The 26,999-nt window shown below is 28.7% G+C and carries 26 protein-coding genes and 1 riboswitch; all 26 genes read left to right on the top strand.

What is annotated here, in order from left to right:
• Position 1 precedes the first annotated feature (1 nt).
• The 26 genes from K0039_RS11005 to K0039_RS10880 all read left to right on the top strand — a co-directional run bounded on the left by K0039_RS11005 (position 2) and on the right by K0039_RS10880 (position 26,840).
• Positions 2-832, top strand: coding sequence for an energy-coupling factor ABC transporter ATP-binding protein (locus K0039_RS11005; RefSeq protein WP_228105121.1), 831 nt, complete (start codon positions 2-4; stop codon positions 830-832).
• A 117-nt stretch (positions 833-949) separates the two neighbouring features.
• Positions 950-2,191 carry a glutamyl-tRNA reductase gene (gene hemA, locus K0039_RS11000; protein WP_228105120.1) on the top strand — a complete coding sequence of 414 codons (1,242 nt, stop codon included), beginning with the start codon at positions 950-952 and terminating at the stop codon, positions 2,189-2,191.
• A 10-nt stretch (positions 2,192-2,201) separates the two neighbouring features.
• A complete protein-coding gene (gene hemL / locus K0039_RS10995; protein WP_228105119.1) occupies positions 2,202-3,497 on the top strand; it encodes a glutamate-1-semialdehyde 2,1-aminomutase in 1,296 nt (431 codons plus the stop codon).
• 147 nt (positions 3,498-3,644) lie between these two features.
• A riboswitch (cobalamin riboswitch) is annotated at positions 3,645-3,806 on the top strand.
• A 104-nt stretch (positions 3,807-3,910) separates the two neighbouring features.
• On the top strand, positions 3,911-5,437 hold the full coding sequence (locus tag K0039_RS10990; protein ID WP_228105118.1) for a cobyric acid synthase: 1,527 nt from the start codon (positions 3,911-3,913) through the stop codon (positions 5,435-5,437).
• A gap of 8 nt (positions 5,438-5,445) precedes the next feature.
• On the top strand, positions 5,446-6,810 hold the full coding sequence (locus tag K0039_RS10985; protein WP_228105117.1) for a cobyrinic acid a,c-diamide synthase CobB: 1,365 nt from the start codon (positions 5,446-5,448) through the stop codon (positions 6,808-6,810).
• A gap of 1 nt (position 6,811) precedes the next feature.
• Complete coding sequence (cbiB, locus tag K0039_RS10980; protein WP_228105116.1) at positions 6,812-7,765, top strand: adenosylcobinamide-phosphate synthase CbiB; 954 nt, start codon at positions 6,812-6,814, stop codon at positions 7,763-7,765.
• A gap of 19 nt (positions 7,766-7,784) precedes the next feature.
• Positions 7,785-8,855, top strand: coding sequence for a pyridoxal phosphate-dependent aminotransferase (locus K0039_RS10975; protein ID WP_228105115.1), 1,071 nt, complete (start codon positions 7,785-7,787; stop codon positions 8,853-8,855).
• Position 8,856: 1 nt separating this feature from the next.
• Positions 8,857-9,759 carry a GHMP family kinase ATP-binding protein gene (locus K0039_RS10970; protein WP_228105114.1) on the top strand — a complete coding sequence of 301 codons (903 nt, stop codon included), beginning with the start codon at positions 8,857-8,859 and terminating at the stop codon, positions 9,757-9,759.
• Positions 9,732-10,361, top strand: a complete 630-nt coding sequence (locus tag K0039_RS10965) for a cobalt-precorrin-8 methylmutase (protein WP_228105113.1) — start codon at positions 9,732-9,734, stop codon at positions 10,359-10,361. Before K0039_RS10970 ends, K0039_RS10965 begins: the two co-directional genes overlap by 28 nt.
• 9 nt (positions 10,362-10,370) lie before the next feature.
• Positions 10,371-11,507 (top strand): cobalt-precorrin-5B (C(1))-methyltransferase CbiD, encoded by a 1,137-nt coding sequence (gene cbiD / locus K0039_RS10960; protein WP_228105112.1) that lies wholly within the window; start codon positions 10,371-10,373, stop codon positions 11,505-11,507.
• The gene (locus K0039_RS10955; protein ID WP_228105111.1) at positions 11,504-12,112 is read left to right on the top strand and encodes a cobalt-precorrin-7 (C(5))-methyltransferase; all 609 of its coding nucleotides are present in this window, start codon (positions 11,504-11,506) and stop codon (positions 12,110-12,112) included. The genes cbiD and K0039_RS10955 overlap by 4 nt, the downstream gene beginning before the upstream one ends.
• Positions 12,102-12,674: a decarboxylating cobalt-precorrin-6B (C(15))-methyltransferase gene (locus tag K0039_RS10950; protein ID WP_228105110.1), complete on the top strand. Its 573-nt coding sequence runs from the start codon at positions 12,102-12,104 to the stop codon at positions 12,672-12,674. The genes K0039_RS10955 and K0039_RS10950 overlap by 11 nt, the downstream gene beginning before the upstream one ends.
• Positions 12,667-13,419: a cobalt-precorrin-4 methyltransferase gene (locus K0039_RS10945; RefSeq protein ID WP_228105613.1), complete on the top strand. Its 753-nt coding sequence runs from the start codon at positions 12,667-12,669 to the stop codon at positions 13,417-13,419. The genes K0039_RS10950 and K0039_RS10945 overlap by 8 nt, the downstream gene beginning before the upstream one ends.
• Positions 13,403-14,452, top strand: a complete 1,050-nt coding sequence (cbiG, locus tag K0039_RS10940) for a cobalt-precorrin 5A hydrolase (RefSeq protein WP_228105109.1) — start codon at positions 13,403-13,405, stop codon at positions 14,450-14,452. Before K0039_RS10945 ends, cbiG begins: the two co-directional genes overlap by 17 nt.
• Positions 14,449-15,174: a precorrin-3B C(17)-methyltransferase gene (gene cobJ, locus K0039_RS10935; RefSeq protein WP_228105108.1), complete on the top strand. Its 726-nt coding sequence runs from the start codon at positions 14,449-14,451 to the stop codon at positions 15,172-15,174. Before cbiG ends, cobJ begins: the two co-directional genes overlap by 4 nt.
• On the top strand, positions 15,171-15,917 hold the full coding sequence (locus K0039_RS10930) for a cobalt-precorrin-6A reductase (RefSeq protein WP_228105107.1): 747 nt from the start codon (positions 15,171-15,173) through the stop codon (positions 15,915-15,917). The genes cobJ and K0039_RS10930 overlap by 4 nt, the downstream gene beginning before the upstream one ends.
• 34 nt (positions 15,918-15,951) lie before the next feature.
• On the top strand, positions 15,952-16,746 hold the full coding sequence (locus tag K0039_RS10925) for a sirohydrochlorin cobaltochelatase (protein WP_228105106.1): 795 nt from the start codon (positions 15,952-15,954) through the stop codon (positions 16,744-16,746).
• An 18-nt stretch (positions 16,747-16,764) separates the two neighbouring features.
• Positions 16,765-17,472, top strand: a complete 708-nt coding sequence (locus K0039_RS10920; protein ID WP_228105105.1) for a cobalt-factor II C(20)-methyltransferase — start codon at positions 16,765-16,767, stop codon at positions 17,470-17,472.
• A 43-nt stretch (positions 17,473-17,515) separates the two neighbouring features.
• Positions 17,516-18,415 (top strand): hydroxymethylbilane synthase, encoded by a 900-nt coding sequence (hemC, locus tag K0039_RS10915; protein ID WP_228105104.1) that lies wholly within the window; start codon positions 17,516-17,518, stop codon positions 18,413-18,415.
• Between the two features lie 23 nt (positions 18,416-18,438).
• Complete coding sequence (cobA, locus tag K0039_RS10910; protein ID WP_228105103.1) at positions 18,439-19,974, top strand: uroporphyrinogen-III C-methyltransferase; 1,536 nt, start codon at positions 18,439-18,441, stop codon at positions 19,972-19,974.
• Complete coding sequence (hemB, locus tag K0039_RS10905; protein ID WP_228105102.1) at positions 19,968-20,942, top strand: porphobilinogen synthase; 975 nt, start codon at positions 19,968-19,970, stop codon at positions 20,940-20,942. The genes cobA and hemB overlap by 7 nt, the downstream gene beginning before the upstream one ends.
• Before the next feature lie 36 nt (positions 20,943-20,978).
• The gene (locus K0039_RS10900) at positions 20,979-21,623 is read left to right on the top strand and encodes a Dph6-related ATP pyrophosphatase (protein ID WP_228105101.1); all 645 of its coding nucleotides are present in this window, start codon (positions 20,979-20,981) and stop codon (positions 21,621-21,623) included.
• Positions 21,624-21,737: 114 nt separating this feature from the next.
• A complete protein-coding gene (locus tag K0039_RS10895) occupies positions 21,738-22,313 on the top strand; it encodes a precorrin-2 dehydrogenase/sirohydrochlorin ferrochelatase family protein (RefSeq protein ID WP_228105100.1) in 576 nt (191 codons plus the stop codon).
• Positions 22,314-22,425: 112 nt separating this feature from the next.
• Complete coding sequence (locus K0039_RS10890) at positions 22,426-24,435, top strand: sigma-54 interaction domain-containing protein (RefSeq protein ID WP_228105099.1); 2,010 nt, start codon at positions 22,426-22,428, stop codon at positions 24,433-24,435.
• Between the two features lie 263 nt (positions 24,436-24,698).
• Positions 24,699-25,430, top strand: coding sequence for a gamma-glutamyl-gamma-aminobutyrate hydrolase family protein (locus K0039_RS10885; RefSeq protein WP_228105098.1), 732 nt, complete (start codon positions 24,699-24,701; stop codon positions 25,428-25,430).
• 81 nt (positions 25,431-25,511) lie between these two features.
• Positions 25,512-26,840 carry an APC family permease gene (locus K0039_RS10880; protein WP_228105097.1) on the top strand — a complete coding sequence of 443 codons (1,329 nt, stop codon included), beginning with the start codon at positions 25,512-25,514 and terminating at the stop codon, positions 26,838-26,840.
• Positions 26,841-26,999: the final 159 nt, after the last annotated feature.

Below are 26,999 nucleotides of genomic sequence, written 5' to 3'. Positions count from 1 at the left end.
AATGTTTAAAATAAATAATTTAACATACCAATATGACAAAAAAAGAAAAGCCTTAGATAATATAACTATGGATTTTAATAATGGTGATATTATTGGCATAATAGGTTCAAATGGGTCTGGAAAGTCCACATTATTTAATAATCTAATGGGGATTTTGAAAGCTACACAAGGAGAGATATTATATAAAAACAGCCAGCTTAAATATGATAAGAAAAGTTTATATAATTTAAGAAAAGAAGTAGGTATAGTTTTTCAAGATCCAGAGAAACAAATTTTTTATTCCATGGTATATGATGACTTGGCCTTTGCTCTTAGAAATATAGGTACAGATGAAAAAACTATAAAAGCAAGAATTAGTAAAGCTCTAGAGGCCGTTAATGGTGAAGAATTTATAGATAGACCAGTACATAGTTTAAGCTTTGGTCAGAAAAAAAGAGTGGCAATTGCATCAGTAATAGCTATGGAAAATGACCTTGTTTTATTAGATGAGCCTACAGCAGGTTTAGATCCAGAAAGCACAAGAGCAATTGTAGATATAATTAAATCAATGTACAAAAAAGGAAAGAAAATAGTAATTACTAGTCATGATATGAATTTGATTTATGATATATGTGATTATGTATATGTGTTAAATCAAGGAAGAATAATTAATGAAGGTAATGTAGAAAAAGTATTTATTAATGAAGAAAAAATAGAAGAAGCAGGTTTAGAACTTCCATGGCTTGTAAAACTTAATAAGAATATGAATTTACCTTTGTTTAGAAAAGAGGAAGATTTATATAATTATTGGAGTGAAAATATGGGAAGTCATTTAAATAAAATAGCTGAATAAAAAATACGATATGAAAAATAGATTAAATCCATATTTTGCTATAAATATGGATTTTTTTATTTTTCGTGTTAGAATTTAACTCTCTAATATATAAAGAAACAAATATGGAGGTAGAAAATGAATATTGCAGTCGTAGGTATAAATCATAATTTATCGCCTATTAGTATTAGGGAAAAAGTATCCTTTACTGATGCGAATAAAATAGAAGCAATTAATATACTTTTAGATAAGGGTATTGACGAGATAGTGATACTTTCTACTTGCAATAGAAGTGAAATTTATATTAGCTGTGAAAATTTCGGAAAGGGTGTTGAAATAGTTAAAAATTTTTATGAAGAATTTTTTGAATTGGATAATATAAAAGATTATTTATTTAGCAAAAAAAGTGAAGAGGCAATAAACCACTTGTTTATTGTAACCTCGGGGTTAGACTCTGTAGTTCTTGGAGAGGACCAAATTTTAGGCCAAGTAAAGGATTCACATGAGTTTGCCATGAAATTGGGAGCTACGAAAAAACTTTTAAATAAACTATTTAGAGAAGCCATTACAACAGCAAAAGAAGTTAAAACAATAACTAAAATTTCACAACAACCTTTATCCATAAGTTATATAGGTATAAAGCTTTTAAAAGAAAAAATAGGGAGTTTAAAGGATAAGAATATATTAATAATAGGTTTAGGTAAAATTAACCTGTTAACAATAAATCACTTAGAAGAAGAAAAGGTGGGTACCATCTATATTGCCAATAGAAGTGTAGATAAATTTAAAGAAATACAAAATAAATATAATAACATAGAGTATGTGCAATACAAAGATAGATACAATGTTTTAAGAGATAATAAAATAGATATAGTGATAAGTGCCACATCAGCACCACACTTAGTTATTAAAGGTGAAGATATGCCTACTATAAATAATCATATTTATTTTATGGATTTAGCATTACCTAGAGATATTGATTTTAAAATTGATGAATTAAAACATGCCAAAGTTTATTGTATTGATGATTTAAAAGAGATACAGCATAAAAATGATGATATGAGAATTAGTTTATCAAAAAAAGCTTATGAAATAATCAATGAAAAAATAAAAGAGTTTATTCTTTGGGTGGATGTTTCCAATATAGATCCAACTATTCAATCTCTTAATAACAAATGTTTTGAAATAAAAGAGGATACTTTAGACTATATTTTTAGGAAAATTGAGTTAAATCAAAGAGAGCAAAAAATAATTGATAAAATGTTAACTTCAGCATTAAAAAGACTAATTAGAGAACCAATTATTAATTTAAAACAAGCAAAAAACAAAGGTAAAAGAGAAGAATATATAAAGACGATAGAAGAATTATTTGCTACTTAGGAGGAGACATATGAAACACACTAAATCTGAAGCGTTATATAAAGAAGCTGTAAAATACATACCAGGAGGAGTAAATAGCCCTGTAAGGTCGTTTAATTCTGTTGGGATAAGTCCAATATTTGCAAAGAAAGCACATGGAAGTAGAATTACAGATGTGGATGATAATGAATACATAGATTATATTTGTTCTTGGGGACCATTAATGTTAGGTCATAGTAACGAAGAGATATCTAAAGGCATAGGAGAAATGATTGCCAGTGGAACAAGTTTTGGTTTAGCAACTGAGATTGAAGTTGAAATGGCAAAATTAATAGTCGATGCTTATCCAGCAATAGATCAAGTTCGTATGGTTAACTCAGGAACAGAAGCAACTATGAGTGCATTAAGAGTTGCTAGAGGATTTACTAAAAGAAATAAAATAGTAAAATTTGAAGGGTGTTATCATGGTCATTCGGATGGTTTACTAGTAAAATCAGGATCAGGAACAATAACTTTTGGAGTTCAAACAAGCCCTGGAGTTCCCACAGATATAGTTAAGAATACTTTAGTATGTAAATACAATGATATAGAAGATATAAAAAGAGTATTTGAAGAAGATGGAGAAGATATAGCAGCCATAATAGTAGAAACTATTGGTGGAAATATGGGTATTGTACCAGGGAAGCAAGAATTTATAGAATTTTTAAGAAAAATATGTGATGAATATAAAACTGTTTTAATTTTTGATGAAGTTATAACTGGATTTAGATTATCTTATAACAGTTCGTTAGAATATTTTGGAGTAAAGCCTGACATGGTTTGTCTTGGTAAAATCATAGGAGCAGGAATGCCTGTAGGAGCTTATGTTGGCAAAAAGGAAATAATGGAAGTTGTATCACCAGTAGGGCCTGTTTATCAAGCGGGAACTTTATCAGGAAATCCACTTGCCATGTATTTAGGAAAAAGAAATTTAGAAATATTAAGAGACAATCCACAAATTTATGAAGCATTAAATGAAAAGGCAGATAAACTAGAGCAAGGAATAAAAAATAACCTAAAAAAATTAAATCTTAATTATACAGTTAATAGAGCTGGTTCTTTAGTTTGTTTATTCTTTAAAGAAGGTCCAGTAGAAAATTACGATGATGCAATAGAAAGTAATGTAGAAAAATATAATGCTTACTTTAAGGAAATGTTAGATAGAGGAGTACTAATAGGGCCGAGTCAATTTGAGGCTATGTTTTTATCTTATGCTCATAGTGATGAAGATATTGAATATACAATAACGTGTAATTATGAATCTTTGAGAGCAATTCATAATCTATAAATTAAAATTTTAACAAAAATAACAAAAAAATGAATGTTTAATTATATTTATATATATAAAAAATATTAATATGTTTTGTACCATAGTAAAAATAACTATAATTAAGATATATAAATTTTTTATGAAAGTAAGAAGAGAATTGTAAAATTTAATAAAATTAGTTTGGGTTTTAGGGAAAAAGGTAAAAGCCTTTGCAGCCCCCGCTACTGTAAAACGGATGAAACCATAATTACCACTGTCAAGTTGATGGGAAGGTATGGGAGTAAAATGATGTTAAGCCAGGATACCTGCCTAAACTAATTATATATAGAAAATCTCGGGGTGAAGATTTGATTTTATGTTACATAGTAAAATCCTAGCCATTTGAGCTGGGATTTTTTGGTATTTAATATAAAATGGAAAGGATTAATGCTATGGGAAAAAAAATAATGCTTCAAGGAACTGCATCAAATGTGGGAAAAAGCATAATAACTACGGGACTATGCAGAATTTTCAAACAAGATAATTATAAAGTAATACCTTTTAAATCTCAAAATATGGCTCTTAATTCTTTTATAACAAAAGAAGGTTTGGAAATGGGAAGAGCTCAAGTTTCTCAAGCTGAAGCTTGCGGAATAGACCCTATTGCAGATATGAATCCCATATTATTAAAACCAAATGGCAATAACAAAAGCCAAGTTATAGTAAGAGGAAAAGTAATAGGAGATATGTCCTCGAAGGAATATTACGAGTATAAATTAGAGTTAGAAAAAATATTAGATGACATATTTAAAGAATTCGAGGAAAAATTTGACATAGTTGTAATGGAAGGTGCAGGTAGTTGTGCTGAAATCAACTTAATGGATAGAGATATATCAAATATGGGAATGGCGCAAATTGCAGATGCACCAGTTATATTAATTGGTGATATAGACAGAGGTGGTGTATTCGCATCAATAGCAGGTACAATGCTACTACTTCCTGAGGAACATAAAAAAAGAGTTAAGGGAGTAATAATTAATAAATTTAGAGGAAGAAAAGAACTTTTAGAATCTGGTGTAAAAATGCTTGAAGATATTATAAAAGTTCCTGTTCTTGGAGTTGTACCTTATACTGACATAAAAATCGAAGAGGAAGACAGTGTAACCACACGATTTAAGAAAAAAGTAGACAAAGGGGATATTCATATAGAAGTTGTAAGAACACCTCATATGTCTAACTTCACAGATTTTAATATATTTGAAACACAAGAAGATGTGAGTCTTAGGTATGTTGATTATGGAGAATCTCTTGGAAATCCTGATATAGTAATTATTCCAGGAACTAAATCTACCATCGATGATTTAATGTTCTTAAGAGAAAATGGTTTGGAAAATCAAATAAAAGAACTTCATAAAAAAGGGAAACTTATAATTGGCATTTGTGGTGGATATCAAATGTTAGGAAAAGTTTTAAAAGATCCTTATCATGTGGAAAATGAACTAGAAGAAGTGGAAGGTATAGGACTTTTAGATGTAGAGACGACTTTTGAACTAGAAAAAACTACAACTCAAGTTAAAGCCCTATTAGGAGATAACTTACATAGCTACCTTGAAAATTTAAATGAAAAAGAAGTCAATGGATATGAAATTCATATGGGAATGACAACAAGAAGAGAAAATAGTGATGATTTTGCAACCGTAACAGAAAAACTAGGTGAGATGGTAAGTTATGAGGTAGGTAGTGTAAATAATCAGTGTAATGTTTTTGGAACTTATCTTCATGGAGTATTTGATGATATAGATTTTACGAGAACTATTTTAAATAACATAAGGAAAATGAAAAATTTAGAATCTATTGAAAGTAAAGTTGAGTCATTTGATGAGTTTAAAAATAAAGAATATGATAAATTAGCTGATTTTTTAAGAGAACACTTAGATATGGAAAAAATATATGAAATAATAAAAAATGGTGACAATTAGGTGATAATATGAAAAAAATATTAATTGCAGGAACAAATAGCGGCGTAGGAAAAACTACAATTTCCCTAGGAATAATGCAAGCATTGACAAAAAGAAATCTAAAAGTACAACCTTATAAAGTTGGACCTGATTATATAGACCCTTCTTATCATACATTTATAACTGGAAGATATTCAAGAAACTTAGATTCATATATGCTTGAAGATGAAAAAATTAAATATATAGTTAAAAATTCTTCAAAAGATGCAGATATTTCGGTTATTGAAGGTGTAATGGGACTATATGATGGCTATGGAATTGATTTAGATGATTGTACCAGTTCATATACTTCAAAAATGTTAAAAACACCAGTAATTTTAGTTATAAATGCAAAGGCAATGGCAACATCTGCTGCTGCTATGGTACTGGGATATAAAATGTTAGATGAAAATGTAAATATAGCTGGTGTTATTACAAATAATGTGAAAAGTGAATCCCATTATAATACTTTAAAAGAAGCTATAGAAAAATATACTGGTGTGGAGGTGCTTGGATATTTTCCTCCAAACAAAGAATTTTCTTTAGAGTCTAGACATTTAGGACTAGTACCTTCAGTTGAGATAAATTCTTTAAAAGCTAAGTTTGATAACTTGGCGGACGAAATAGAAAAGTATATAGATATTGATAGAATAATTGAAATATCTGAAACTGAAGATTTTAATACTTCCTTTGATTTGGAAGATTTCATAGAAAAAAATAAGGTTAACAATAAAACAATAGCTATAGCTTATGATAAAGCTTTTAACTTCTATTATAGAGAGAACATAGAATTATTTGAAAAGTTAGGTATGAACATAAAGTTCTTTAGCCCGATTAGTGATAAAAAACTTCCAAAGTGTGATTATGTTTACATAGGAGGAGGATTCCCAGAAATCTTTGCAAAAGAGCTAGATGAAAATAAAGAAATTAGATCGTCTATCATGAATGCTCATCACAATAATACTCCCATATATGCGGAGTGTGGTGGATTAATGTATCTTGGAGAAAAATTAGAAGATCAAAATAATTATATATATAACATGGTTGGGATTTTTAAAGGATGTAGCAAAATGACACCTTCTCTTAAGAGATTTGGATATTGTTTAGGCGAGGCTAAGGAAGATACTATTCTAGCTAAAAAAGGACAAATAATTAAAGGGCATGAGTTTCATCATTCAATTTTCGATAGCCAAGAAGAATGTGCTTATTATATGAGAAAATTAAAGAATGACAAAGTTATTGATGAATGGGAAGGCGGCTACAGCAAGTATAATACTTTAGCCACATATCTACATACGCATTTTTACAACAACTTAGATTGCATATCTAATTTTATAGAAAGAGGATGTGAATAATATGAATCTTCTATCCATTTATACAGGATATGCTCTTGATCTAATCATAGGAGACCCATATTCATTCCCTCATCCAGTAAGGTTTATTGGTAAACTTATTAGTTTTATAGAAAAGCAAATAAGAAAGATAGCTACAAGTGATAAAGGATTAAAAATAGCTGGGTTCATTCTTTGGTTTGTCGTTGTAGGAGTAACACTAGGTAGTACTTCTATTGTACTACGCTTGTTTCAGTTTAATAAAGTGGCTTATTTTTTAGTAAATTCCATATTAATTTATACAACACTAGCTACAAAATGTTTAAAAGATGAATCTGAAAAAATATATAAGGTATTGAAAACTGGAGACTTAGAAAAATCAAGAATTCAGCTTTCATACATAGTAGGAAGAGATACAACAAATTTAAGTGAAAAAGAAATAGTAAGAGCTACAGTTGAAACTGTGGCAGAAAATACTGTAGACGGAATAATAGCACCGTTGTTTTATGGCTTTATAGGAGGAGCTCCTCTTGCTATGGCATATAAGGCTATTAATACTTTAGACTCAACAGTAGGCTATAAGAATGACAAGTATTATTACTTAGGATTTGCATCAGCAAAAATAGATGATATTGCAAATTACATACCAGCAAGATTAGGTGTGATTTTACTTTCTCTTGGAAGTTTATTTGTTGGATTTAATTTTAAAGATGCTTTAAAAATTGGAATAAGAGATAGAAAAAATCATAAAAGTCCTAACTGTGCTTTTTCAGAAGGTGGAGTAGCTGGAGCTTTAGGAATACAACTTGGTGGTACCAATGTTTATTTCGGAAAAGAAGTATATAAACCAACTATTGGAGATAAAAAAAGAGAAATAGAAATTGAAGATATTGTAAGAACAAACAAAATAATGTATTCCTCATCAATAATATCAATAATAATTTTTACAACTCTTTATTATATATTAATTGGTTTGTAAATAAAGAAAGGAGGCAGTTATGAAAGATTTAGGACATGGAGCTAATGTGGAGATCATGGCAGAAACTTTTAATAAAAATACTGAAGATATAATAGATTTTAGCTCAAATATAAATCCAAAAGTTGTTCCTAATTTAGAAAAATATATTTTGGAAGGTTTAAGTAAGTGTAAAAGTTACCCAGATATTAATTACACAAAACTAAGAAGAAATATTGGGAATTACATAAATATTAATCCCGGGTATATTATTCCGGGCAATGGAGCAACAGAAATAATATACCTTCTTATGAAAAATATTAAGAAAAGATTGGCAATATTGAATCCTACATTTTCAGAATATGAAAGAGGAGCTAAATTAAACAATTTAGAATTGATAAACTTTATGCTAAATGAAGATGATGAATTTAGTGTAAATTTAAAAGAAATAGAAGCTAATATAAATAATTTTGACAGTTTATTTATATGTAATCCTAACAATCCAAATGGAAAGGTAAAAAACATAGAAGAACTTTTAGAAATAATAATAAAAAATGATAAGTTGTTAATAGTTGATGAAACCTTTATGGAGTTTGTACATGAAGAAGAAAATTACAGTTTAATGAAATACGTGGAAAAATATAAAAACATATTTATTATAAAAGCAGTGACAAAATTCTTTGGAATGCCTGGACTTAGACTAGGTTATGGTATTACAAGCAATAAAAAGCTTATAAATGATATTTATAGATATAAAGAGCCTTGGACAGTGAATTCATTTGCTGATACCTTATCCAATTATATTTTTAATGATAAAGAATATATAAAATCTAGCAAGGAATATTACCATAAAGAAAGATTATATATGATAAATGAATTAAGAAAAATTGAAAATATACATGTATATGATACAGATACAAACTTTATATTAATTGAATTAAAAGATATAAGGTCGGATGAATTAAAGCTTAAATTATTTAAGGATAGTAATATCTTAATAAGAAATGCATCTAACTTTATAGGTTTAGGTGAAAAACACATAAGAATAGCAATTAAAAGTCATGAGGAAAACCAATTGATTTTGAAGGAATTAAATAAATTATTGGGAGAATAATATGAAATCTTATGGAATATGTCCCGCATCTTGTGGAGAATTTGTTCAAGGTATATTAGATAGTGAAGAATATTTATCTTCTTATGCAATTGATATGTTTTCAGTTGCTACCCTTGAAGAAAAAAAAGAGAATATTAATTTAGGGCCTAAAAAATCAAGAAAAGCTATAGAAAAAGTATTTGAAAGATTTAATATTTCACTAATGGAATGTGAAAATATATCTTTAGAAATTAATAGCAATATACCTATAGGAAAGGGAATGGCCAGCTCTACAGCGGATATAGGAGCAACTATAAAGGCGACATTATCAATAATAAATAAAGATTTAGGTAATGAAGAAATATCTCGTATTGCTTCGGAAATAGAACCAACAGATTCTATTTTATTATATAAAAACTCAATTTTTAATCCTGTTAAAGGTAAGGTAAAAAAATATTTATCCAATCTATATAATGGTAAAGTAATAATTTTAGAACCAGATGAAATTTTAGAAACAAATATAATAAGAAGCAATCCAAATTATTTAGATATTAAATTAGAAAATAAAGTGATTATAAATAAATCCTTTGAATTATTAGAAGAAGGATTAAGAGAAAATGATTTAAAGTTAATAGGCAAGGCCTGTACACTGAGTAGTTTGGCAAATGAAAATATACATAAAAAGCCATATTTAAATGAGATTATAGAAATCAGTAATAAGATGGGGGCTTATGGGGTTAATATTGCTCATAGTGGTACAGTTATTGGAATATTAATTGATAATCATATGGATCATGAGAGAATAATAAATCATTTGAAAGAAAAATCTTTTAATGATTATTATAAAAAGATACATTTATCCAAAATTATAGGACATAAAGAAAGGGAGGAAATAGAGTGGAATACGTTAAAGACCCTAAGATGATAGAGGTAAAAAGTTTTGAAATTATACAAGGTATAATTAATGATATTAGACCTGGATATAAATTTAAAAACGGGATAGAAGAAAAGATAATAAAGCGTTGCATACATACAAGTGCTGACTTTGAATATCTAGATATATTAAAAATATCAGATACAGCAGTGGACTCAATAATAAATGCTTTAAACAGTAAATGCACAATTTACACAGATACAAATATGGCGCTTAGTGGAATAAATAAAATGAAGCTAAATGCCATTGGGTGTGAATACAAATGTTTAGTAGCTGATGAAAGAACTAAGGAATTGGCTAAGGCAAAGGAAATAACAAGATCTATGGCTGCTGTGGAAATTGCAATGAATGAAGAAGGTAAAAAGCTGTTTGTATTTGGAAATGCTCCGACTGCTCTTTATAAGACTATAGAGATGGTTAATAATGGAGGACAAGTTGAAGCTATTGTAGGTGCACCAGTTGGATTTGTTGGGGCAGCTGAATCTAAATATGAATTAGAAAAAACTTCTATTCCTCACATAGTAGTACAAGGAAGAAAAGGTGGTAGCAATGTGGCTGCAGCCATAATGAATGCTATCTTATATGCAATGTAGGTAGTGTTTATGGAAAAGTATGTATATATTGAGGGGAAAAAATACAGGAGAGGATATACTACAGGTTCTTGTGCAGCAGCAGCATCAAAAGCATCTGTACATATGCTTTTGACTAAAGAGAGTATAGGAAGTATAAATATAGACACGCCAAAGGGGATACCTCTAACATTAGAAGTTAAAAATGTTGAGATTAAAAATAATTATTCAATATGCTCCATAGAAAAAGACGGCGGTGATGATATAGATGCAACACATGCTATGGATATATTTGCAAAAGCTGAATTAGTAAATAGAGAGGCTGAAGATATTATTGTAATTGGTGGAGTAGGAATAGGAATAGTAACTAAAAAAGGTTTAAGTGTTGAAGTTGGGAAGCATGCTATAAATCCAGTGCCAATGAAAATGATTAAAAGTGAAGTAAGAAAAGTTTTAGGGGGAAAGAACAACTTATTAAATAACAAATCATTAAAAATAACTATTTTTGCACCTAAAGGTGAGGAAGTAGCAAAGAAAACTTTTAATTCAAAGCTTGGAATAGTTGGTGGAATATCTATACTTGGTACAACTGGAATTGTGGAGCCTATGAGCGAAGAGGGTTGGAAAAAATCTTTATCCATAGAACTTGAAATGAAAAAAGCACAAGGAGTGAATAAAATTATTTTAGTTCCAGGAAACCATGGAGAAGAATTTATAAGATACTATCTAAAAATTGATATGAGTAACTGTGTTAGAATGAGTAACTTTATAGGATATATGCTAAACGAAGCAAAAAGACTTGGATTTAAGAAAATACTTATGGCAGGTCACATTGGTAAGTTTATAAAAATATCTGCAGGAATTTTTAATACTCATAGTAAAGTATGTGATGCTAGAAATGAAATAATGATTGCAAATTTAGCCTTAATGGGAGCAGATTTAGATTTTCTAAAAGAAATAAATGAATGTGTAACAGCAGAAGGTGCAGTTGAAATAATAGATAAAAGTAAGTACACAGAAATATACAATGTACTTTGTAATAAGTGTAAAGAAAGAGCTGAGGAATATTTAAATGAAGATATCCAGGTAGAAGTTTATATGTTTAGAATGGATAAATCACTGCTTGGAAAATCAAAAAATGCAGATTTATTAATGGAGGATTTTAGATGATAAATATAATAGGTCTGGGACCGGGGGAGTTTGATTATATAACTAAACTGGGAGAAAAATTAATTTATTCTTCAGATATTCTAATTGGTGGAAAAAGAAATTTAGAATCTGTAGAAGATTTTAAGGGAGAGAAGATAGTATTATCCACTAATCTTAAAGAAGTTTTAGAGTATATTAAAAAAAATTTACATAAGAATATAAGCGTTATAGCATCAGGAGATCCATCCATATATGGTATAGGAAAGTATCTATCAAACAATATAGATCATAAAAATTTAAATATAGTATCTGGAATAAGTTCATTACAATATATTTTCTCAAAAATATTTGTAGATATGAACGATATTTATATTACAAGTAGCCATGGAAAAACACCTGATTTTGACTACATATTATCTCATAAAAAAGTATGTATGGTAACTGATGATAAAATAGGACCTCATAAAATTTGTAAAGAAATACAAAAAAGAAACTTAAACAAGGTTATTGTTGTAGGAGAAAATTTATCTTATGACAATGAAAGAATAACTATAGGAAAAGCTGAAGAAATATTAGAAGTTGAAAAATTTGAAATGAATGTGGTGGTGATACTAGATGAAAAATGATGAATTTATTAGGGGAAAAGTTCCTATAACAAAGGAAGAAGTTAGAGCCATCTCATTAAATAAATTAGACTTAAAAAAAGCCAGAACTTTTATAGATGTGGGTGCAGGAACAGGAAGTGTTTCCATTGAAGCAGCCAAAACTTATGATAATTTAAATGTTATAGCTATTGAAAGAAACGATGAAGCTATAGATTTAATAAACAAGAATGTGGAAAAATTTAATTTATCAAATATAAAAGTTATACAGGCTTATGCTCCTATTGAAATAAATGAAAAAGCTGATGGAATTTTTCTAGGTGGAACAGGAAATAACCTGGAAGAAATAATAAAATGGTCAAAAGGTTTATTAATACCAGGAGGAAGGTTAGTAGCTAACTTTATATTAATTGATAATTTTTATGACACAACGAATCTATTAAAAAAACATAATTTTAAAAATATAGATGTATCACTACTAAATATAAGCAAGCTAGAAAAATTAGGAGGAAGAGATTATTTTAAGCCTCATAATCCTATTTACATAATATCATGCGAAAAAGGGGAAGAAGATGAACATGAATAAAGTACATTTTGTTGGAGCAGGACCAGGAGACAAAGAGTTAATAACATTAAAAGGATATAAATTATTATCTAATGCAGATGTGGTAATATATGCCGGATCATTAGTTAACCCAGCGCTTTTAGATTATTGTAAAGAAGGATGCGAAATTCATGACAGCGCATATATGAACTTACAAGAAATAATAGAAGTTATGGAAAAAGGAATTAAAGAAGGAAAATCAGTTGTTAGACTTCAAACAGGAGACTTCTCAATATACGGTTCAATAAGAGAGCAAGTTGAAGATTTAGCAAAATTGAACATTGATTATGATTGTACACCAGGGGTTAGTTCTTTCCTTGGAGCATCATCAGCTTTAGGTGTGGAATATACAGTTCCAGAAATATCTCAATCAGTGGTAATAACAAGAATGGAAGGAAGAACTCCGGTGCCACTGAAGGAATCAATAGAATCTTTTGCAGCTCACCAAACATCAATGGTAATATTCCTTTCTGTTCAAGAAATAGAAAAAGTTGTAGAAAAACTAATTGATGGTGGATATGATAAAACAACACCAATAGCTGTTGTATATAAGGCAACTTGGCCAGATGAAAAAGTAGTAAAGGGAACGTTAAAAGACATAGCAACAAAAGTAAAAGAAGCTGATATAAGAAAAACAGCATTAATAATGGTAGGAGAATTTTTAGGAAAAGAATATAATAATTCAAAATTATATGATAAGGACTTTGTTCATGAATACAGAGGATAAGAAAATTGCCATATTATCCATTACTAAAAATGGGAAAGAGCTTGGATTAAAAATAAAAAGAAATATGTCTACTGCTCATTTATACTATGTAAAAAAAGATGATGTTAAAGAGGAATATAATGTTATTTATGTAAACAAAAAATTGAAGGAATTTGTGCCAGAAATTTTTGGTGAATATGACTACATTATATTTATAATGGCATGCGGAATTGTAGTAAGAACTATAGCACCGTTGATAGAAGATAAATTTATGGATCCTGCTATTTTAGTCAGCGATGAAAAAGGAAAAAACATTATAAGTTTGCTTAGCGGGCATATGGGCGGAGCCAATGAAATGACTTTATATATAGGTAATTTATTAAATTCAAATCCAGTTATAACTACGGCTACAGATGTTAACAACAAATCATCATTAGATATGATTGCAAAAAAACTGAATGCTCATATTTACGACTTTAGAAATAAAGTACTAAAAATAAATTCTATGTTAGTTAACAATGAAGTTGTTAATCTTTTTATAGATGGAGATTACAACATAGATACTAGAGGATTTAATATATGTAAACAGGATGAAATAAATAAATTAGATGAAGTAGTAGTAATAAGTAATAAGAAAAATCTTAACTTGATAAATAATAACATTCTTAAAGTTGTGCCTAAAAATATTGTAATTGGTATTGGATGTAGAAAAAATATTGATAAAGAATATATGATAAATTCATTATCTGATTTTTTACATAAGCAAAATATTGATATAAATGCAGTAAAAGAGATAGGAAGTATAGATATTAAAAAGAATGAAGGAGCCTTGATAAATTTAAGTGAATATTTAAATGTTCCTTTTAAAACATTTACAGCTGATGAAATATCAAAGGTAGAGCATTTATATGACAAGTCAGAGTGGGTAAAACAAAATGTGGGTGTTCACTCTGTGGCAGAACCTGTGACGCACTTATTAAGTAATGGAAATTTAATAATAGAAAAACATAAATACAATGGAATTACATTTTCAGTAGGGAGAGTTAATATATGATATATGTTGTAGGTATTGGACCAGGATGCAAAAACTTGATGACTATGGAAGCAATAAATGCAATAGAAGATGCTGAAGTTATAGTAGGATATAAAACTTACATTGATTTAGTAACAGAATTTATTGCAGATAAAGAAATTGTGCAAAATGGAATGAGAAAAGAAATAGAAAGATGTAAGCAAGCTTTAGAAATTGCAAAAACAGGTAAAAAAGTTGCTGTTATAAGTAGTGGAGATGCTGGAATATATGGAATGGCAGGACTTATACTAGAGTTAGTAACAAAAGAAAATGTTGATATAAAAGTCAAAATTGTACCAGGTGTTACAGCAAGCATAGGCGCTGCAGCAGTACTTGGAGCACCTATAATGCATGATTTTTGTCATATAAGCTTAAGTGATTTGATGACCCCTTGGGAAGTTATAGAAAAAAGATTAAGATTAGCAGCAGAAGCTGATTTTGTTATTTGTTTATACAATCCAAGAAGTAAAGGAAGAAGTGAACATTTAGCCAAGGCCTTTGAAATCATGGGAGAATTTAAGGATAAGTCAACTCCAGTAGGAATAGTAAAAGATGTGGGAAGAGAAAAGGAAGAAAAATTCATATGCACATTTGGTACTATGGATTTTGAAAGAGTTGATATGACTACTATGGTTATCATAGGAAATAAAGCAACTTATATTCATGATGGCTTAATTATAACTCCGAGGGGATACGAAGTATGATTCTAGTTTTAGGTGGAACTTCAGACAGTATAGAAATATGTCATAAGTTAAATGAAAAAAAAGTTGATTATATAGTTTCTGTAACAACTTCTTATGGAGAGGATTTAGCAAAGAAATGTTCAAATAAAATTATATTAAAAAAGTTAACTATAGAAGATATGGTTAATTTTATAAATGAAAATTGCATTACAAAAATAATAGATGCTACTCATCCTTATGCTGTGGAAGTATCTAGAAACGCTATTAAAGCTTCACAAATTACAAATATAAAATATATTAGGTTTGAAAGAGAGTCTTTAATAAAAGAGGTAAATTACAAAAATAAGTACATAGTTAATGACATAGAAGAAGCCTGTGAAATAGCCAATAAAATAGGTCATAATATTTTTATTGGAACAGGAAGTAAAAACTTGTATCTATATAAAGAAAAAATAAAAAATAAAAACTTGATTCCTAGGGTACTTCCAACGAGTGAAGTGCTAATCAGTTGTGAAGAATTAGGATTTAATGCAGACAATATTATAGCTATGAAGGGACCTTTTTCTGTTGAAATGAATGAGTCCACATACAAACAATATAACATTGATTTAGTAATTACAAAAGAAAGTGGAGTAGCAGGAGGATTTTTAGAAAAAATCAAAGCTTGTGAAAACTTAAATATTTCTGTGATTATTATAAAAAGAAAAGAAATGAATTATCCAAATACTGTTGGAAAAATTCAAGATATAATTGATTTAATATAGTAAATATTTAGATTTAGTATAAGGGAGAGACGTTATGAAAAAAGCTATATTGGTAGTAAGTTTCGGTACTAGCTATCATGAAACTAGAAAAAAAACTATAGAGCCTTGTGAAAATAAAATAAAAGAGAGCTTTGAAGGATATGATTTTTATAGAGCATTTACTTCAAGCATGATTATAAAAAAATTAAAGAAAAGAGATAATTTAATAATTGATAATCCAGTAGAAGCTTTAGAGAAACTTTATAATGAAGGTTATGAAGAAGTAATAGTACAATCCCTTCATATTATATGTGGAGAAGAATATAACAAACTTAAAGAAATGGTAGATGGATTTAAAGATAAATTTGAAAAAATTTCTTTAGGAAGACCATTATTAACTTATATAGATGATTATAGAGAAACTGTTTTATCTGTAAAACAAGATATTGAAAAAATGGATATAGATGAAGCCATAGTATTTATGGGACATGGTACAGAACATGAAAGTCATGCGTCTTATCCAGCCATAGAGTATATGTTTAGAGATTATGGAATAAATGCTTATGTTGGGACGGTTGAAGGATATCCAGAAATTGACCAAGTAATTAAGTTATTAAAAGAAAGAAATGTAAAAACAGTAGACTTAATGCCATTTATGTTGGTAGCAGGTGATCATGCTATAAATGATATGGCCAGTGATGAGGAAGATTCATGGAAAACTATTTTAGAAAATAAAGGATTTAATGTAAAAGTTCATGTAAAAGGACTTGGAGAAAATCCTTACATACAAGAGAAATTTGCTAACCATGCACTAGATTGTATGAAAGAACTAGAAGAAGTAAGCATTTAATAATTGGAGGAAATTAATATGGCAAAGTTTTATGGAATTGGAACTGGACCAGGAGATAGTTCATTAGTAACAGTAAAGGCAGTTAATACACTAAAAAATTTAGATATATTATATACACCAGAATCTAAAAAAGGTGGAGAAAGCTTAGCATTATCAATAGTTGATGAGTATTTACCAGAAAGCTTAGAAATAAAATCTAGACATTTTCCTATGAATTTTAATGGTACAGAAAAAATACAAGTATGGAATTCAATATCGGGTGAAATAGTTGAAGATGTTAAAAAAGGCAAAAATGTTGGTTTTGTAACATTGGGAGATCCTATGATATACAGCACTTATGTATATGTAATGGAAAGATTAATGGACGATATAGAAGTAGAAACTATACCAGGTATTTCATCATTTTCTAATATAGCATCAAACCAAAATTTTCCTCTAGTAATGGACACAGATCCATTAATAGTAATACCATGTACTATGGAAGAGGATAAAATAGACGAAGCTCTTGAAAAATATGATTGTTTAGTATTAATGAAAGTTTACAAAAAAATAAATATGGTAATAGATAAACTGAAAAAACATGATTTAATTGATCATGCTATACTAGTTAGTAATTCATCTCAAGATAAAGAAGAAGTATTTACTAATTTAAGAGATGAACATATTGATGAGAAGATATCATATTTTTCAACTATATTAGTAAATAAAAATAGAAACAAAAGATAATATCTTATTAAAACAGAATTCCTATAAAATAAGGAGAATTAATATGAAGATAGTAGTTGGAACGCGAGGTAGTAAATTAGCCCTTATTCAAACTAACTGGGTAGTTGAAGAATTAAAAAAAGCTAATCCAGACATTGAATTTGAAATCAAGGTAATAAAAACAAAGGGAGATTTAGTAACGCATTTACCATTGCATAAAATAGGAGATAAGGGGTTATTTACAAAAGAGATTGAGCAACAACTTTTAGATAGAGAAATAGATTTGGCTGTACATAGTATGAAGGATATGCCATCAATTCTTCCACAAGGGTTAAAATTTGCAAATGTGCCAAGAAGAGAAGATCCTAGAGACATTCTTGTTTTAAAGGAAAACTACAAAACATTAGGAGACTTACCTCATGGAGCAAGGATTGGTACAGGAAGTAAAAGAAGAATATATCAACTTCTTAAATATAGACCTGACTTAGAAATAGTACCTATAAGAGGAAATATAGATACTAGAATAAGAAAAATAGAAGATGAAAATCTTCATGGTATTGTTTTAGCAGCAGCAGGCTTATTAAGAGCAGGTTTGGAACAACGTATTAGTTCCTATTTACCTATTAATATAATGATACCAGCTCCTGCTCAAGGAGCACTTGCTCTGGAAATAAGAGAAAATGATTTACATATGGAAGAAATAATTTCTCATATTAAAGATGAAACAACAGAAATACAAGTAGCAGCAGAGAGAGGATTCTTAACAGGAGTTAACGGAAGTTGCCATGTTCCTATGGGGGCTTATTGTGAGATTAATAATGATAAATTAATATTAACAGGTATTTATGGAGATGAAGAAGGTAAAAAACTAGTTGTAAAATCAATAGAAGGAAGTGTTAAGGACTCTGCAAAAATAGGATTTGATTTGGCAGAAGAAGTTCTTAAGGAATACAACAAGTTATAGTGAATTTAAGGAGTATGAAAACTATGAAGGGAAAAGTTTACTTAGTGGGGGCAGGGCCTGGAGATTATAAACTTATAACTCTGAAAGGAATAGAATGTATAAGAAATGCAGATGTAATAGTTTACGATAGGTTAGCTAACGTTAAATACTTAGAAGAAGCAAAGAAAGACTGTACATTTATAAATGTAGGAAAAGCATCTAGTAATCATATATTACCACAAGATGACATAAACAGATTGATTGCTGATAAGGCATTAGAAGGAAAGATTGTTGTTAGATTAAAGGGTGGAGATCCTTATGTATTTGGTAGAGGGGGAGAAGAAGCAGAACTTCTTCGTTATGAAAATATTGATTTTGAAGTAGTTCCAGGAATAACTTCTCCAATAGGAGGTTTATGTTATGCAGGTATTCCTATAACTCACAGAGACCATGCTTCATCTTTCCACATTATAACAGGCCATCCTAGAAAAGATGGGAAAGAAACAAAGGAAATAAATTGGAATGCTCTAGCGAATGTAAAAGGTACCTTAGTGTTTTTAATGGGAATTGCCAACTTAAAGAATATAAGCGAAAACCTAATTAAAGAAGGTAAAGATAAAAATACTCCAGTGGCCTTTATTAGTTGGGCAACAAGATCTAATCAAAGAGTTGTAACAGCTACTTTAGAAAATGCTCATGAAGCAGCAATTAAAGAAAATGTTAAACCACCTACTTTAATAGTAGTTGGAAGTGTTATAAACCTTAGAGAAAAGTTGAATTTTTTCGAGGAAAAGCCATTGTTTGGGAAAAATATTGTGGTTACTAGATGTAGAACACAAAGTAGTGCATTAGCTGAGAAAATTAGTGATATGGGCGGAAATCCAATCGAAATCCCAACTATAAAAATCCAAAAGGTTGAGGATAATAAAGAACTAGAAGTAGAAATAAATAAAATAAAAGATTATACTTATATACTATTTAGTAGTAAAAATGCAGTGGATATATTCTTTGATAAGTTAAATGAAATGGGATATGATTCAAGAGTCCTTTGTAATAGCAAAATTTGTGCTGTTGGAGGAGAAACTGCAAAAGCTATTAAATCAAGAGGTATAATCGCAGATATAGTTCCACAAAAATATGTGGCTGAAGGACTTTATGAAGAATTAAAAGATATTATCAATGAAAATGATAAAATTTTAATTCCAAGGGCTAAAAATGCTAGAGATTTCTTAATTAATAAATTAAGTGAGAAATGTTATATTAAAGAAGTTATTACTTATGAGTCAGTTATAGATAATGATAAAAAAGATTTTGCCATAGAAGTAATAGAAGATGAACAAGTAGATTATATTACCTTTGCCAGCTCTTCAACAGTTAAAAACTTTATAACTTTAATAGGTGAAGAAAATCTCAAAAAACTAAAAAACAAAAACATAATATCTATAGGTCAAATAACTAGTAAAACCATAGAGGATTTTGGATTAGAAGTTTATAGAGAAGCTGAAGTAGCGACAATTGACAGTATGATAGATGCAATATCAAATAATGAAAAAATGCAAATGGGGGAACTAACATGTTAAGAAGACCAAGAAGATTAAGAAGTAGTAAAGCTATAAGAAATTTAGTTAGAGAAACAAAATTACAAGTGGAAGATTTAATTTATCCATTATTTATAGTAGATGGAGAAAACATAAAAAAAGAAATATCATCAATGGAAGGAGTTTATCATTTTTCAGTTGATATGTTAGATGATGAAATAAATGAATTAACAGAACTTGGAATTGAGCACATATTATTATTTGGTGTACCAGATGATGAGAAAAAAGATTGTTGTGCAAGTGAAGCATTTAATCCAGAAGGTGGAGTTCAAAGAGCAGTAAGAAAAATAAAGGAAATAAATCCAGAAATGGATGTTATATGTGATGTATGTATGTGTGAATATACTAGCCATGGTCACTGTGGAATATTAACTGATACTGGGTATGTACATAATGACAAAACTTTAGACTACCTTGCAAAAATATCTTTAAGCTATGCACAGGCTGGAGCTGACATGGTTGCACCATCTGATATGATGGATGGAAGAATAGAAGCAATAAGGGCAGTTTTAGATAATAATGGATTTGAAAATGTGGCTATAATGGCTTATAGTGCTAAGTATGCTTCATCATTCTATGGACCATTTAGAGAAGCTGCAAACTCTGCACCTCAATTTGGTGACAGAAAAACTTATCAAATGGATCCAGCAAACACAAATGAAGCAGTAATAGAAGGACAATTAGATGTTGAAGAAGGTGCTGATATAATAATGGTTAAACCAGCCCTATCTTATTTAGATGTAATACAAAGATTCAAAGATAACTTTGATTTACCAATAGCGGCTTATAACGTAAGCGGAGAATACTCGATGTTAAAATTAGCTGTTAAAGAAGGATTACTAAATGAAAGTGCTATTTATGAAGCAGTTATGTCTATAAAAAGAGCAGGAGCTACAATAATAATCACTTATTTTGCTAAAGACATAGCTAAAATGTTAAAAAACAACTAGTTAATATAAGTGATAAAACATATTGGAGGAAAGATTATGAATAATAAATTTGTTTTATCATATAGTGGTGGAAAAGATTGTATGTTAGCTTTATATAGAAAAATACAAGAAGGATGTATTCCAGTAGCCCTTTTAACTACTGTAAAAAAATCTGCTTGTGAAACTTGGACTCATGGTTTAAACTATGATTTACTAGAGCAAGTTAGCAAAAGCTTAGAAATACCTGTTATTTATGCAGAATGTGATGTTTCAGAATACGAAATTAAGTTTGAAGAAAAACTTAAGGTGGCAAAGGAAATGGGTGCAACTTCAGTGGTATATGGAGATATTGATATTGAATTACATAAACAGTGGGGCGTAGATAGAGCAATAAATACAGGTTTGAACTATGAATTTCCTTTATGGCAAGAAAATAGAGAAAAACTTGTTCATGAAGCTATAGATAATGGATTTAAAGCTATAATTAAGAAAGTAAACTTAGATTATATGAGTGAAGATTTCTTGGGAAAAACACTAACAAAAGAGTTGGTAGAAAAGATTAAATCTACTGGTTCAGATCCTTGCGGAGAAAATGGTGAGTATCATACATTTGTAGTAGATGGACCTATATTTAATTATAGAATAGAAGTTAAACAAGATGATTTTAAACCAGAAAGTAGTTATAGGTTTTCAATAAAGTAGAAACTAAAAATACCTTAAAGTTAGTTTATAGAACTTCTTTAAGGTATTTTTAGTTATTAAAGATTATATTAAAATATAATTAGAACTACATAATTATAGAATGGGGGGGATGTTATGTATTATCCAATTAATTTAAAAATAGATGATATGAAAATTGTTGTAATAGGTGGTGGAAAGGTAGCATATAGAAAATGCATAAACTTTCTTGCTTTTAACAAAAAAGTAGTAGCAGTAAGTGAAGAATTTATAAAAGAGTTTGAAAATATAAAAGATGAAATAGAAATTATAAAGGATAGCTATAATGAAAAATATATAAAGGAAGCTTTTGTTGTAGTTGCTGCTACTAATAATAAAGATGTAAATCATCAAATAGGAACTTATTGTAGAGAATATGGGAAATTAGTAAATGTAGTTGATGATGGAGATATATCTAATTTTACAGTACCTTCTTTTGTTAAAAGAGGAGACTTATTATTAAGTGTTTCTACTGGTGGAAAAAGTCCTTCTTTATCCGCAAAAATAAGAAAAGAATTAGAAGAAGTTTATGATGAAAGTTATGAAGAGTATGTAAATTTACTGGGTGAAACTAGGCAGATTATAATAAATAATGCAGATGATGTTGTGGAAAGAAGAAAACAATTGAAAGAGCTTTTGAATTTAAGCATTGATGAACTTAAACAAGGAAAATAGAAAAATTTATTAAATATATAATTTGAGTAAAAATAAAAAAGGTAATTTTAAGATTATAAATTTATGATAAAATTAAATCTAGCTAAAAATATATTAATAGCTGGGGGAAAAGATGAAAACAATAGGAATAGTTACAGATGGAGTAACAAAACTAGAAATATTTTTAAATGAAAATATTAGATTAATATTTGGTGAAAAAGTAAAAATAAATAATTATCAGTTTAAAAATCTTGAAAAAAATCATTTAATAGATGACGATGTAATACTTGTTATGATTAATGATAGGGTTGTAAAAGTAAAAGAGTATGTAGATGATACTAGTAAAATTATAAAAATAAATAGAAGTATTAGACAAAAGGATATTTATAAATTATTTGCGTTACCAGAAGGTATGGATGTTTTAGTTGTAAATGATAATGAACATACTATAATAGAAACCATATCAAGTTTGTATGGTTTAGGTGTAAATCATCTTAACTTCGTTTTGTACAATAAAAACATAGATCAAAGCAATATTAAAGTTGCAGTTACACCTGGAGAGTCAAATTTAGTTCCAAATTATATAGAAAATATAATTGATCTAGGGCATAGATATATAGATAGTTCAACATTTATTCAAATAATGACTAAATTAAAAATTGAAGATAAAGATGTTACAAAAAATCTAATTAAATATTGTGATGAAGTTATAAGCTTATACTCTGGAATTAACAACACATATAAGCATTTAACTATTATAAATGAAGAATTGAACTCTATAATAAATTTATCTCAAAATGGAATGATATTAATTTCAAATAAAAATGAGATAACTATATGTAATGAAAGCTTAAAAAATATATTAGATATGGATGAATATATAGTTGGTATGAAAGTCACAGATATAGATAATGTAGAAGTAAAAAAAATTTTTGAATTAAAAGAAGCTGAGGATGAAGTAGTTAAGTTCAAGAATAAATATTTGAATATAAACAAATATAAAATAAATAGTTTTGGTAAAAATACTGGTACTTATTTTTGTATTCAAGAAATCACTCATATTAAAAAATTAGAGCAAAATCTTAGTAAAAAGTTAAGATATAGTGGACAAATAGCTAGATATAATTTTGATGACATTAAAACCCAGTCTCTAATTTTAGAAAATACTATAAAGTTAGCGAAAAGGATTGCAAAGTCTGATCATACTGTATTAATTACTGGAGAAAGTGGTACAGGAAAAGAATTAATGGCCCAATCGATACATAATGAATCTTTAAGAGCTAATCAGCCCTTTATTGCTGTAAATTGTGCAGCCATGCCAGAAAGCTTAATGGAAAGTGAATTGTTTGGATATGAAGAAGGTTCATTTACAGGTGCATTAAGAGGAGGTAAAAAGGGATTATTTGAGCAAGCTAATAATGGGACAATATTCTTAGATGAAATAGGTGATATGCCAGTATATGTTCAAACAAAATTACTTCGTGTTATACAAGAACAACAGGTTATGCGCATTGGATCAAACAACATAATAAATATTGATGTTAGGATAATAGCTGCAACCAATAGAGATTTATTCAAGATGGTCAAAGAAGAAAAGTTTAGATCCGATTTGTATTATAGGATAAATGTTTTACCTATTAATATACCAGCTTTAAAAGATAGAAAAGAAGATATACTTATGCTATTACAATCATTTATACCAAATAAACGCGAATTAAGTGATGAAGTAAAAAATATCTTAAATAAATATGATTGGCCGGGTAATATTAGAGAGTTGAGAAATGTAGCACTGTATATAGATACAATGGTAGAAAATAATAAAGTAACAATAGAAAATTTACCTTATTATCTTTTAAATTATGATCTAGATGAAGATATTAAAAATATACAAATGAAATTTGGATTGAATAAAATAATAGAAGTAATTGATATAATTAGAGATTTTAATTTGGAAAACAAATCAGCTGGAAGAAGCAGCATAATGAATAGATTAAAAGAGAAGGAAGTTGTTATTAGTGAAGGTGAAGTTAGAAATATACTTGCTTCATTAAAGGAACTTGATATTATAGAAAGTGAAGCTGGAAGAAAAGGTAGTGAACTAACTAATAAAGGTATAAGATTACTAAATAAAATAGGTAGATAAATAGGTTGTTTTTAAACCTATTTATCTACCTATTTTATTATTTAAATATAAAATTCAAATAAAAGTAAATACAAAACAATATGTGATAATAAAAAAAGAAAAATATTTCTTTGAATTGTTAAGAATTGAACTATTTTAATGTGAAATTACTAAATATAAAATGAAATTAAAAAATTATGATGATTTTAAAAAGTTGGCACACAAATTGCTAATATATTGGAATGTAAAAAAGTTTATAATATCAAAGAAATGGAGAAATTTATATGAAGAAAAAAACAGTTATAGGAATATCAGGTAGCATACTTGTGGATGAAGGTGGAATGTTTCCTGGTTATGAAAGAGCTTATGTAAATAATGATTATGTTCAAACTGTAGCAAGTTGTGATGCAATACCTTATATAGTACCAATGATAAATAATGAAGATCTTATAAGGTGCCAAGTATCAAACTTAGATGCTTTAATATTATCAGGTGGACACGATGTGAATCCATTACAATATGGAGAAGAGCCACATAGTAAATTAGGTGGTATTCTACCTAAAAGAGATGAATTTGATATAAAGTTATTAAAAATTGCTTTAGAAATGAATAAGCCTATTTTAGGAATTTGTAGAGGTGAGCAAATAATAAATGTTGCAGAAGGAGGAAGTTTATATCAAGATTTATCCTTAATTGAAGGATGCTATATAAAACATAACCAACAACATTTATCAAATGTTGCTACACATACAGTAGAAATAAAAGAAGGAACAAGATTACATAAAATATTAGATGAAACTACAGTACTAGCAAATAGTTTCCATCACTTAGCGGTGAATAAAGTAGCTCCAGGATATATTGTTAGTGCTAATGCCAAAGATGGAGTTGTGGAAGCAATAGAAAAAGAAGGAGAACAATTTGTAATAGGTATTCAATGGCATCCAGAAATGATGGCTAAAGAAAATACAGTAATGAAAAAAATATTTACAGCTTTAGTAGAAGAAGCTTGTAAATAAAATAATACTTTTATTAATGCAGTTTACGGAAGTAATAAAAAACTCTAAAACAAGATAATTATTTAATTAGGAGGATTAACCATGAGTAAAAATACGGTTAAAAAAATGGGATTTGGAAGTATTGTACTGTTAGGAATTAATGCCATAATAGGAACAGGAATATTTGGACTACCAGGAGAAGCTTATTCTCAAGTTGGGCCATCAAGTATACTGGTACTAGGTTTTTGTATGTTATTAGCAATATCTATAGCACTATGTTTTGCAGAAGCTGGAAGTTGGTTTGAAGAAAATGGGGGACCTTACCTTTATGCAAAAGAAGCATTTGGTGATTTCGTAGGTTTTCAAGTTGGAGTGATGAAATGGGCAGTAAGTATGATAGCTTGGGCAACAATGGCAAATTTCTTTGCAGTTGTTCTATCATCAATTTGGCCACAAGCGGCAGATCCATTTATTAAAAATGTAATTATAGGTATTTTATTAGTTGGTTTAGGTTGTGTAAGTTTAATGGGTGTTGAATCATCAAAAATATTAAATAATATAATGACAATTGGAAAGCTTGTTCCATTAGTATTCTTTATTGCGATAGGTATATTTTTTATAAAAGGTGGTAACTTCCAACCCTTCGTAATAATACCAGAAGGAAAAACTACATCTTCAGCATTTGTTGCTGTTGCAATTTCTTTATTCTATGCATTTACAGGCTTTGAATCATTGGCTGTAGCTGCTAATGATATGGAAAACCCAAGAAAAAATGTGCCTAGAGCGTTAACAGTAGTCATGCTTATAGTGTCTTTAGTATATGTTTTAGTTTTAGCAGTAAGTATAGGTATTTTAGGAAATGATTTAAGTGGAGCGGCAAATCCTGTTGCAGATGCAGCTAAAGTAATTATGGGAAGTGCTGGTGGATATATAATAACAATAGGAACTATAATATCTGTTGGTGGTATAAATATAGCATCTTCTATATTTACACCAAGATCAGGAGCAGCTTTAGCTGAACAAGGTCTAATGCCAGCATTTTTAGGAAAAACTAACTCTAAAGGAGTTCCTTATGTATCAGTTATAGTATCTGTAATCGGTACACTTTTAATAGCTTGGTCTGGTTCATTTACAACATTATCTCAAATAAGTGTTGTATCTAGATTTATACAATACATACCAACTTGTTTAGCTGTATTAATATTAAGAAAGAAATTTGCGGGCAAAGAAGTGAGCTTTAAAATACCAGGTGGAGCATTTGTACCAGTATTTGCAACATTATTAAGTGTAGTATTATTAGTAAAAGCAGGAATAGATGCACCTATGAAAATAGTATGGGGACTTGGTGGTATGATTTTAGTTGTGCCATTATACTTCTATATGACAAAGGTATACAACAAGAGAAATAAAGATAATAAGCTTAGTGCTTAAATTATACATATCTATGGAATGGATAAGCAATTTATTTTGTTTATCCATTTTTTATTATGTAAATTAAAATTATTAATTTAATTAAAATAAATATGGGTATAAGTAATATAGTAAAACTTAAAACTAATTATAGTAATAATTTTTGTAGGAGGTATTATT

Origin of the sequence: Terrisporobacter mayombei (assembly GCF_020748465.1) — a bacterium.
Lineage (GTDB): Bacteria > Bacillota > Clostridia > Peptostreptococcales > Peptostreptococcaceae > Terrisporobacter > Terrisporobacter mayombei.
The sequence above is the reverse complement of the archived record's forward strand: the minus strand, read 5'-3'. Positions and strand labels throughout refer to the sequence as shown.